Annotated in this window: 11 protein-coding genes; 3 read left to right on the top strand and 8 right to left on the bottom strand. The window is 70.7% G+C overall.

Features of this window, described 5'->3' with window-relative positions:
* Positions 1-115 precede the first annotated feature (115 nt).
* Genes ACFCZN_RS12410 through ACFCZN_RS12400 form a run of 3 tightly spaced genes read right to left on the bottom strand, consistent with a single transcriptional unit; the run spans position 116 to position 2,148 of the window.
* Positions 116-961 carry an alpha/beta fold hydrolase gene (locus ACFCZN_RS12410; protein WP_429766967.1) on the bottom strand — a complete coding sequence of 282 codons (846 nt, stop codon included), beginning with the start codon at positions 959-961 and terminating at the stop codon, positions 116-118.
* A gap of 38 nt (positions 962-999) precedes the next feature.
* Positions 1,000-1,797, bottom strand: a complete 798-nt coding sequence (locus ACFCZN_RS12405; RefSeq protein WP_429766968.1) for an alpha/beta hydrolase — start codon at positions 1,795-1,797, stop codon at positions 1,000-1,002.
* Between the two features lie 51 nt (positions 1,798-1,848).
* On the bottom strand, positions 1,849-2,148 hold the full coding sequence (locus ACFCZN_RS12400; RefSeq protein ID WP_429766970.1) for a hypothetical protein: 300 nt from the start codon (positions 2,146-2,148) through the stop codon (positions 1,849-1,851).
* Positions 2,149-2,278: 130 nt separating this feature from the next.
* Between ACFCZN_RS12400 and ACFCZN_RS12395 the strand changes: the two genes are divergently transcribed.
* Positions 2,279-3,247 carry an FKBP-type peptidyl-prolyl cis-trans isomerase gene (locus ACFCZN_RS12395; protein ID WP_429766973.1) on the top strand — a complete coding sequence of 323 codons (969 nt, stop codon included), beginning with the start codon at positions 2,279-2,281 and terminating at the stop codon, positions 3,245-3,247.
* Positions 3,248-3,384: 137 nt separating this feature from the next.
* Positions 3,385-3,927, top strand: coding sequence for a phosphoribosyltransferase (locus ACFCZN_RS12390; protein WP_429766975.1), 543 nt, complete (start codon positions 3,385-3,387; stop codon positions 3,925-3,927).
* Between the two features lie 6 nt (positions 3,928-3,933).
* On the opposite strand, the gene ACFCZN_RS12385 is transcribed toward ACFCZN_RS12390, so the two are convergent.
* Positions 3,934-4,875: an alpha/beta fold hydrolase gene (locus ACFCZN_RS12385; protein WP_429766977.1), complete on the bottom strand. Its 942-nt coding sequence runs from the start codon at positions 4,873-4,875 to the stop codon at positions 3,934-3,936.
* A 67-nt stretch (positions 4,876-4,942) separates the two neighbouring features.
* Between ACFCZN_RS12385 and ACFCZN_RS12380 the strand changes: the two genes are divergently transcribed.
* Entirely contained in the window at positions 4,943-5,542 is a 600-nt protein-coding gene (locus tag ACFCZN_RS12380; protein WP_429766978.1) for a TetR/AcrR family transcriptional regulator, read from the top strand.
* 118 nt (positions 5,543-5,660) lie between these two features.
* Here the strand turns inward: ACFCZN_RS12380 and nrdF are convergent, their stop codons facing one another.
* From nrdF to nrdH, 4 genes are all read right to left on the bottom strand, one after another.
* Entirely contained in the window at positions 5,661-6,641 is a 981-nt protein-coding gene (gene nrdF / locus ACFCZN_RS12375; RefSeq protein ID WP_429766980.1) for a class 1b ribonucleoside-diphosphate reductase subunit beta, read from the bottom strand.
* 41 nt (positions 6,642-6,682) lie between these two features.
* Positions 6,683-8,809: a class 1b ribonucleoside-diphosphate reductase subunit alpha gene (gene nrdE / locus ACFCZN_RS12370; RefSeq protein ID WP_430557031.1), complete on the bottom strand. Its 2,127-nt coding sequence runs from the start codon at positions 8,807-8,809 to the stop codon at positions 6,683-6,685.
* A gap of 38 nt (positions 8,810-8,847) precedes the next feature.
* Entirely contained in the window at positions 8,848-9,279 is a 432-nt protein-coding gene (gene nrdI, locus ACFCZN_RS12365; RefSeq protein ID WP_430556980.1) for a class Ib ribonucleoside-diphosphate reductase assembly flavoprotein NrdI, read from the bottom strand.
* Between the two features lie 164 nt (positions 9,280-9,443).
* Positions 9,444-9,686, bottom strand: a complete 243-nt coding sequence (gene nrdH / locus ACFCZN_RS12360; protein WP_416345666.1) for a glutaredoxin-like protein NrdH — start codon at positions 9,684-9,686, stop codon at positions 9,444-9,446.
* Positions 9,687-10,336 lie beyond the last annotated feature (650 nt).

The raw sequence follows: 10,336 nt of genomic DNA, 5'->3' as shown, positions 1-10,336 counted from the left end.
TCCCCCACCCCCCACAAACCACATTGCGGCAGCCAGGCCCCGACCGACACACACTCCTCCGTCGGTCCCCCCACCCCCTGTGGTCGCCCCCGCGGCGTCTCGTCGGTCGGCTGCGTCAACTGGTCGGGGCCGGGCGGTACTGCCAGGGCCAGCGGGGCGGGTTGGTGCGCTCGGCGACGCGCCGGTGCAGCAGCCCGATGGCGGCGGCGACGGTCGCCGGGTCCTCGACGGCGCTCATGTGGCCGGCCGCGGGGACGACGGTCAGCGCGCCGTCCCTCGCGGCGTGCACCATGTGCTCGGCCTCGACCAGCGGGGTCACCTGGTCCTCCGCACCGACCACCACGGAGACAGGGCCGTCGAAGGTCCGCAGCACGTCGGTACGGTCCGGGCGGGCCGCCATCGCGCGCTGCGCCCAGGCGACGCCCGAGGGCGACTGCGCGCGGATCCATGACTCCAGCAGGGGGAAGAGGTTCCGCCGCTTCTCCACGCTCGTCGGCCCGAGCAGCGTGCCGGGCATGCTGAGGACCGGGTCGAGCGTCTGGCCCTCCGTGACGGCGGCCGCGATCCGCAGCCGGTTGGCGCGCGCGGCGTCGAGGTCGGCGGTCGACTTGGTGTCGACGAGCCCGAGACCGACGACGAACCCCGGGTGCCGCTCCGCCAGGGCGAGCGCCACGTAGCCGCCCATCGACAGGCCGACCACGACCGCGTTGCCCTCGCCCTGCTCCCGCATGGTGTGGTGCACGGCGTCGGCGACGTCCTCGAGCCGCGGCGGGATGCCGCCGAGGTCGGAGTGCCCCTGGCCGGGCAGGTCCACGCCGATGGCGCGCACCCCTTCGGGCAGGGCCTGCGCCGCGGCCGCCCACATGCGGTGGTCCAGCGGGAAACCGTGCAGCAGCACGACCGGCGTGCCCGCCCCGTCGTGGAGCGGGTAGGTCGCCAGGAGCGCAGAGGTGGTGGTCATCGTCGACTCCTCGTCATCGCCTTGTCATCAGGACAACCTCATCGCGGCACCGTCTCGGCCGTCCGCACCTCGCCGTCGTAGTGCGTGGGCAGAGAGGCGTGGCCGGGCAGCACGTGCCCGACGATCTCGTCGAGGACCCGGCGCACCGCCGGCTCCCCGACCCACAGGTGCTTCGCGCCGTCGACGCCGATCACCTCGGCCTGCGGCACCCGCGCGAACCGGCGCCGCGCCTCCTCCGGCTGCAGGTAGTCGTCGTGCTCCGGCACGAGGACCACCAGCGGGCGGCCGAAGGCGGCCCAGGCGTCCAGGTCGGCGTCCGTGGCGCGGTGCAGCGGCGGGGAGAGCAGGATCGCGCCCTCGACGGCCGGGTCGGTGCCGTGCTTGAGCACCAGCTCGGTGCCGAACGACCACCCGACGAGCCACGGGCGCGGCAGCTCGCGGAACTCGGCGAGCTCGATCGCGGCGGCCACGTCGTACCGCTCCGCCTCGCCGCCGTCGAACGCGCCGTCCGACGTGCCGCGCGGCGACGACGTGCCGCGGGTGTTGAAGCGCAGGACGGCGAGGTCCGCGAGCGCGGGGAGGCGCCAGGCCGCCTTCCGGTAGACGTGCGAGTCCATGTAACCGCCGTGCGTGGGCAGCGGGTGGAACGTGAGGAGGGTCGCGACCGGGTCCCGGTCGGCCGGGAGGGCGAGCTCGCCGACGAGCGTGAGCCCGTCCGCGGTGTGCAGCTCGACGTCCTCACGGCGGGCGGGGAGCATCGTGAGGGAGCGGATCTGGTGGCCGGTGTCCTGTCCGGCGTCACGGCCCGCTGCGTCGTCCATGGTGTCGTCGTTCATCGCGTCCAGCGTAGTTCGGCCGGGCGCTCCTGGCCGGTCCTGCGGCGCCGTTCAGCGCAGCCGGGCCCGGCGCTCCCAGCACGACGAGTGCCAGTGCCGACGGTCCTCGAGGCCCGCGACCTCGCCGCCGACGACGTCGCGCTGCCAGGCGACGACGTGCGGCGTGCCGGCCGGGATCTCCTGGCGGCAGGCGGGGCAGCGGTACGCCTTGTCGCCGCCGCGCAACCGGCGCACCGTCCACTCGCCGTCCGCCGCGCTCTCTCGCCGGACGCCGCCGAGGGCGCGGTCGAGGTCGAGGGGCGGGGGTTCCGCCCCCCAGGGGCGCTTGCGGGAGGGTCGGCGGGACGGCATGGCACCCATTGTCGCGCGACGCGGGCCGGACCGGTCCGCCCGCCCGGGCGCCCCGGCGGACCATGGACGGCGCGGTCAGGTCGGGCCGTTACAGTGGCCCGGTTCGTCCCCGCCGACCGAAGGACTCCCCGTGAAGCTCCGCACGTCCGCCGCCGCTGCAACGCTGGCGCTGGCCGCGGCCCTGACCCTGACCGCCTGCGCCGACGACTCCACCGGCGACGGCGCCACGCCGTCGGCCTCCGCGTCGTCGTCACCGGCCACCGAGGCTCCCGAGCCGACGAAGGAGGACGTCGCCGCGCTCGAGTCCGTGAAGGTCGAGGGCAAGGCCGGTGCAGAGCCCAAGGTGACGTTCAAGACGCCGCTCGAGGTCTCGGTGCCCACGTCGCGCGTCATCGACGAGGGCGACGGCGCCGACCTCGCCGAGGGCATGAAGATCACCATGGACACCGTCGCCTTCCTCGGCACCGACGGCTCCACCCAGGGGTCGACCTGGGAGCAGAAGACCCCGCAGAGCTTCATCCTCGGCGACGCGAACTACGGCGTGCTCACCGAGCCGCTGACCGGGCAGAAGGTCGGGACGCGCCTCCTCGTGGCCAACCCCGTGCAGGGCCAGGACGGCTCGACGGCAACGATGGTCAACCTCGTCGAGATCACCGACGCGACGAAGATCCCGACGCGCGCCGAGGGCACGGCCGTCGAGCCCGAGAAGGGCCTGCCGACGGTCACGCTGGACGACTCCGGCAAGCCCTCGGTGAAGATCCCCGACGGCTACGAGGCGCCCAAGGACCTCGTCGCGCAGACCCTCATCAAGGGCGACGGCGCCAAGGTCAAGAAGGACCAGACCGTCACCGCGCAGTACACGGGGTGGACGCTCGACGGCAAGTCGTTCGACTCCTCGTGGGACCGCGGCACGCCGAGCTCGTTCTCGCTCCAGCAGGTCATCCCGGGCTGGACGGACGGCCTCGCCGGCCAGACCGTCGGCAGCCAGGTGCTGCTCGTCATCCCCGCCGACCAGGCGTACGGCGCCGAGAAGAGCGACGACAACGAGCTCGCCGGGCAGCCGCTCGTCTTCGTCGTGGACATCCTCGACGCGCAGTGATCCCTCGTCGTCGTGACGTCCCGCACGTCACGACGACGGCCGTGCTGGCCGGCCGCAGGTCAGCAGCACGTCGGCCCCACCACGACGGCGGGCTCCCGTTCACCGGGGGCCCGCCGTCGCGCGTAGTCTCGGGTGCCATGAGCGCAGAGCCCACCCCCGCCGAGCCGCCCGTGCCCGCCGACGCCGGCGCCGTCCCCGAGCGCGAGGTCCTCACCTGGACCCTGCTCCCCGTCGCGATCCGCGAGCTCGCGCAGCAGGTCGTCGACAGCGGCTTCCTGCCCGACGTCGTGATCGCCGTCGCGCGCGGCGGCCTCGTGCCCGGCGGCGCGATGGCGTACGCCCTGGGCACCAAGGGCGTGGGCACGATGAACGTCGAGTTCTACACCGACATCGGCAAGACGCTGGACGACCCCCGCGTGCTGCCGCCGCTCATGGACACGTCCGAGCTGCCGGGCTCCAAGGTGCTCGTGGTGGACGACGTCGCCGACTCCGGCCGCACGCTCGCGCTCGTCATGGACATGCTCGCGAAGCAGGGCGCCGAGGCCCGGTCGGTGGTGCTCTACACCAAGCCCCGCACGATCATCCGGCCCGACTACTCCTGGCGGGACACCGACCTGTGGATCACGTTCCCGTGGTCGGCCGAGCCCCCGGTGACGGGCGCGCACTCGGCCGACGTCTGAGCTCCGTCACGCCGCGCGGGCGAACAGCTCGCGCGCGCGTTCGACGACGAGGTCCGGACGCTCGTCGACCATGAAGTGCGAGACCCCGGGGAGCACGTCGACGGCGAGGTCGTCGGCGTGCTCCTCGTGCCCGCCGAGCAGCGCGGGGTCGCTGAGGATGTCGTTCTCGCCCAGGAGCGCGACGGTCGGCGTCGTCAGGTGCTGGTCGCTGTAGGCACCGCGCAGCACCGCCCACAGCTCGCGACGGACGAAGTCGCGGCAGAGCGCAGACCCGGCGCGCGCGCCCGCGGGCTGCCGCAGCGGCGCGAGGTAGGCCTCGACGTCGGCGTCCGTCATCACGGGCGCGTCGCTGCCGTACTCCTGGAGCAGGTGGCGCGGCAGCCGTTGCCGGCCCCGCGCCAGCGCGCGCGGGCCGGTCAGCCGCGAGGCGATGACCACCTGGAACCACGTGTGCCGCAGCATCAGCAGCAGCCGCGGGTCGAACCGCAGCCACAGGTGGGGCACGCCCATGCTCAGCAGCGAGGCAGCGCGGTCGGGGTGCCCGAGGCAGAGGTGGAATCCGACCAGCGCGCCCCAGTCGTGGGCGACGACGTGCACCCGGTCGAGGCCCAGCGCGTCGAGCAGGCCGACGACGTCGGCCAGGAGGCGGTCGCGCGTGTAGCCGTCCGGCGGAGCGTCGGTCCAGCCGAACCCGCGCAGGTCGGGGCACACGACGTGGTGGTCGGCGGCGAACGGGCCGATCGTCCCGCGCCATTCCCACCAGTGCTCCGGGAACCCGTGGAGCAGCAGCACCGGGTCACCGGTCCCCTGCTCGACGACGTGCATCGCGAGCCCGTCGACGTCGACCCATCGGTGGGTGACCCCGGCGAGCTCCGGCATCGGCACGTCGACCGTCGCCTCGGGCCGCGCCGAGACGGCCCGCCCCTCGCCCACCTTGTTCTCGTCCATCCCTCGACGTTACTACGTTCATAGTGTCGTGTCACTATGGACGTAGTACCCGGGTTAGGGTGCCGTCGTGACCACCGCACTCCCGCCCCGACGCCGCGCGCTCGACGCGGCCGTGGACCTGCTCGGCACCGAGGGGCTCCGCGCCCTCACCCACGGCCGCGTCGACGAGCGCGCCGGGCTCCCCCGCGGCTCGACGTCGAACTACTTCCGCACCCGCGCCGCCCTACTGGCAGGTGTCTCCGACGAGCTCGCCGCCCGCGACCTGGCGGGCCTGTCCGCCGCGCCGGAGCCCCGGTCGGCGGCCGACTTCGTCGACATGCTGTGCGCCGGCTTCGCGCAGGCGACCGGCCCCGACCGCGCCACCACGACCGCCCGCCTGGTCCTCTTCCTCGAGGCGAGCCACGACCCCGACCTGCGCGGGCGCGTCAACCGCGGTCGCGAGGCGCTCCTCGACTGGGGCGAGCGGATGGTCGGCCGGCTCGGCGCGGCCGACCCGCGCGCGGCGATGATCGCCGTCTCCGGCGCCTACGAGGGCCTGCTGCTGCACGCGATCGCCCGCCACGACCCGACCGACCCGCGCCCCACCCTCACCCTCGTCGTCGACGCCGCCCTCGACCGCCGAGGTAGTACGAGATCTGCCGAGGTAGTACGAGATCTGCCGAGGTAGTACGAGATCTGCCGAGGTAGTACGAGATCTGCCGAGGTAGTACGAGATCTGCCGAGGTAGTACGAGAGGGCGGACCGCACGTGATGCGGTCCGCCCTCTCGTCCTCCCTCGGCAGGGGTCAGAAGTCCCAGTCGTCGTCCTCGGTGGCCACGGCCTTGCCGATGACGTACGACGAGCCCGACCCGGAGAAGAAGTCGTGGTTCTCGTCGGCGTTCGGCGACAGCGCGGCGAGGATCGCGGGGTTGACCGCCGTGTCCTCCTTGGGGAACAGCGCCTCGTAGCCCAGGTTCATGAGGGCCTTGTTGGCGTTGTACCGCAGGAACGCCTTGACGTCCTCGGTGAGGCCGAGCTCGCCGTACAGCGCGTCGGTGTACTCGACCTCGTTCTCGTACAGCTCGAAGAGCAGCTCGAACGTGTACGCCTTGAGCTCGTCCTGCTCGGTCTGGCTGACCTGCGCCAGGCCCTTCTGGTACTTGTAGCCGATGTAGTACCCGTGCACGGCCTCGTCGCGGATGATGAGGCGGATGAGGTCGGCCGTGTTCGTCAGCTTCGCGCGGCTGGACCAGTACATCGGCGCGTAGAAGCCCGAGTAGAAGAGGAACGACTCGAGCATCGTCGAGGCGACCTTGCGCTTCAGCGGGTCGTCGCCGCGGTAGTAGTCGAGCACGATCTCGGCCTTGCGCTGCAGGTGCGGGTTCTGCTCCGACCAGGCGAACGCCTCGTCGATCTCCCGCGTCGAGATCAGCGTCGAGAAGATCGACGAGTAGCTCTTGGCGTGCACCGACTCCATGAACGCGATGTTGGTGTACACCGCCTCCTCGTGCGGGGTCAGCGCGTCGGGGATGAGCGACACCGCGCCGACCGTGCCCTGGATCGTGTCCAGCAGCGTGAGGCCGGTGAACACGCGGGTCGTCATGAGCCGCTCCGCGTCGCTGAGCGTGTGCCACGACTGGATGTCGTTGGACACCGGTACCTTCTCCGGCAGCCAGAAGTTGCCGACCAGGCGGTCCCAGACCTCGAGGTCCTTCTCGTCCTGCAGCCGGTTCCAGTTGATCGCACTCACGCGATCGATGAGCTTGAGCTTCCCCGTGGGCGCCATTGTCTTCTCTTCCCCGAATTCTCGATAGTTGCCCGACGCAATTACAGCATGCAGCTGACGCAGCCCTCGATCTCCGTCCCCTCGAGGGCCATCTGACGGAGACGGATGTAGTACAGCGTCTTGATCCCCTTGCGCCAGGCGTAGATCTGCGCGCGGTTGACGTCGCGCGTCGTCACCGTGTCGGGGAAGAACAGCGTCAACGACAGACCCTGGTCCACGTGCTGCGTCGCGGCGGCGTAGGTGTCGATGATCTTCTCGTAGCCGATCTCGTACGCGTCCTGGTAGTAGTCCAGGTTGTCGTTCGTCATGTACGGCGCCGGGTAGTACACGCGACCGAGCTTGCCCTCCTTGCGGATCTCGATCTTGGCGGGCACCGGGTGGATCGACGACGTCGAGTTGTTGATGTAGCTGATCGAGCCGGTGGGCGGCACGGCCTGCAGGTTCTGGTTGTAGATGCCGTGCTCCATGACGGAGGCCTTGAGCGCGCGCCAGTCGTCCTGCGTCGGGATGGCGACGCCGGCCTCCGCGAAGAGCCGCGCGACGCGCTCGGTCGCCGGCTTCCACTCGCCGTTCGTGTACTTGTCGAAGTACTCGCCGGTGGCGTACTTGGAGTCCTCGAACCCGCCGAACGCCTTGCCGCGCTCGATCGCGAGGCGGTTCGATGCCGCGATCGCGTGGTAGGCGACCGTGTAGAAGTAGAGGTTCGTGAAGTCGACGCCCTCGTCGGAGCCGTAGTAGATCCGCTCGCGGGCGAGGTAGCCGTGCAGGTTCATCTGCCCGAGGCCGATGGCGTGGCCGAGCTCGTTGGCGCGGCGGATCGACGGGACCGACTCGATGCTCGTCTGGTCGGAGACGGCCGTGAGCGCGCGGATCGCGGTGTCGATCGTCTTCGCGAAGTCCGGCGAGTCCATCGTCTTCGCGATGTTCAGCGAGCCGAGGTTGCAGGAGATGTCCCGGCCCACGTGGTCGTAGGAGAGGTCCTCGTGGAACGTCGACGGCGTCGACACCTGCAGGATCTCCGAGCACAGGTTCGAGTGGGTGATGCGGCCCTTGATCGGGTTCGCCGCGTTCACGGTGTCCTCGAACATCACGTACGGGTAGCCGGACTCGAACTGCAGCTCCGCGATCGTCTGGAAGAAGTCGCGGGCCTTGATCGTCGTCTTCGTGATGCGGTCGTCGGCGACGAGCTCGTCGTACTTCTCCGAGATCGAGATGTCGGCGAACGGCTTGCCGTAGACGCGCTCGACGTCGTACGGGCTGAACAGGTGCATGTCTGCGTTCTGCTTGGCCAGCTCGAACGTGACGTCGGGGATGACGACGCCGAGGGAGAGCGTCTTGATGCGGATCTTCTCGTCCGCGTTCTCCCGCTTGGTGTCGAGGAACCGCATGATGTCGGGGTGGTGCGCGTGCAGGTACACCGCGCCGGCGCCCTGGCGCGCCCCGAGCTGGTTGGCGTACGAGAAGGAGTCCTCGAGCAGCTTCATCACGGGGATGACGCCGGACGACTGGTTCTGGATGTGCTTGATCGGCGCGCCGTGCTCCCGGACGTTGCTGAGCAGCAGCGCCACGCCGCCGCCGCGCTTGGAGAGCTGCAGCGCGGAGTTGATGCCGCGCGCGATGGACTCCATGTTGTCCTCGATGCGCAGCAGGAAGCAGGACACGGGCTCGCCGCGCTGCGCCTTGCCCACGTTGAGGAAGGTCGGCGTCGCCGGCTGGAACCGTCCGGAGACGACCTCCTCGACGATGTCGCGCGCGACCTGCTCGTCGCCGTCGGCGAGGCCGAGGGCGACCATCGAGACGCGGTCCTCGAAGCGCTCGAGGTACTTCTTCCCGTCGAACGTCTTCAGCGTGTACGACGTGTAGTACTTGAACGCGCCGAGGAACGACTCGAACTGGAAGTCCTTCGAGTACGCGAGCCGGAACAGCTCCTTGACGAAGGTGCGCGAGTACTTCTCGAGGACCGCCGGGTCGTAGTACTTGTTCTCGAGGAGGTGGTCGAGCTTCGCGTCGAGCGTCTCGAACTGGATGGTGTTCGGCACCACGTGCTGCTCGAAGTAGGCCGTGGTGGCCTCGCGGTCCTTGTCGAACTGGATCCTGCCGTCGTCGCCGTACAGGTTCAGCATCGCGTTCAGCGCGTGGTAGTCGAGCTGCACGCCCTGCAGCGGCACGGGGGTGGCCCCCGCGAGCTCCGGGTCCGTCGTCGAGCTCACGCCGAGATCAGTGACTGTCGTTGCCAAAATCGTCCCAATCCGTCACGGACGCGCGTGGCGTCCTCAGCCGTCCCCAGGAGTTCGAAGGCGTACAGGTAGGGCACCTGGCACTTCGCGGAGATGATGTCGCCGGCGATGCAGTAGGCAGCGCCGAAGTTGGTGTTCCCCGCGGCGATGACGCCGCGGGCGAGCGACCGGTTGTGCGGGTCGTTGAGGAACTCGCGCACGCGCCGTGGCACCGCGCCGCCCTCGTTGCCCCCGCCGTAGGTCGGGACCATGAGCACGTAGGGCTCGGTCACCGTGAGGAAGCCGTCCTGCTTGCGCACCGGGATCCGGTGCACGGACATGCCGAGCTCCTCGAGCCCGAGGCGCTCGACGAACCGGTGGGTGTTCTCCGACACGCTGGAGAAGTAGACGAGAGAACTCATGCTCAGCCTCCCCCCGGATGCTGCTACCAGGCCGACGCGCTGCGTCGAGGAACACGCACGGCGCCCCGGGTCGGGTGTCGAAGCCCGGGGCGCCGGCCGTTCGTGGGGTGCGGGGCCGCGGCCTGCGCGCCCCGCGTCCTGTCGAGTCTGTGCGGAGGTGCGCGTCAGGCCGAGACGGCCTGCTGCGCCGCGACCGCGGCGATCTGGTCCGGGCGGAAGCCCGACCAGTGGGTGTCACCGGCGACGACGACGGGGGCCTGCAGGTAGCCGAGCCCGCGGACCATCTCGAGCGCCTCGGCGTCCTGGGTGATGTCGACCACCGAGTACTCGACACCCTTCCGGTCGAGGGCGCGGTAGGTCGCATCGCACTGCACGCAGGCCGGCTTGCTGTAGACCGTGATGCTCATGTGTCTCTCCCTCTCTGCGCTCCCCGCCGGGGGGCTTCGTCCGACCGGTGTCGCGACCCTGCGAGCCGGTCCCCTCGACGGGCCTCGAAAGGGCCCGGACCAGGGATGACGCCCGTGGAACTACGCCGGTGTGCTTTGTTCGAAGGGCTGTGCGCCCCGCGTGCTCCAAACACTACACCTAGTGGTCGGGGCGCGCGCGGGGCCGACATCTTGTGGTTGACACGACTGTCATTCGTCGAACACCCCTCGCCTCGCACCCTCTCTCACAGCGTCCCACGGGGGTCCGACAGTCCTCGTCCACAGGGCGTACGGCGCGCCGTCAACACCGCCTCGGGTCGACCTTCCGCAGCACCGTGCGGATCTCGCCCGGATGTCCACAGGCGGTGGGCGACGGGCGTCCACAGCGTGTGCGCGACGACGCGTCCCCGCGCGGCGGGGCCGCGGTCCGGCCGGCCCTCGAGCTCCCGTCCGGGCAGCGCCCGGCAGATCGGACATTCCCGGCGCGGAACCGGCCGAAAACTCGTTGACGTCATCGGCGTGGGGGGGGGGGGGGGGTTTTGGGGGCACAAACGCCACCCACCCACCGCAGGTACGGCACCCCCCAGGGGACAGAGCCCCCCACACAACACGCCCACGGCCCGCCCGCGTGC

It is taken from the genome of Isoptericola sp. NPDC056134 (assembly GCF_042264825.1).
In the GTDB taxonomy this organism is placed as follows: Bacteria; Actinomycetota; Actinomycetes; order Actinomycetales; family Cellulomonadaceae; genus Isoptericola; species Isoptericola nanjingensis.
The sequence above is the reverse complement of the archived record's forward strand: the minus strand, read 5'-3'. Positions and strand labels throughout refer to the sequence as shown.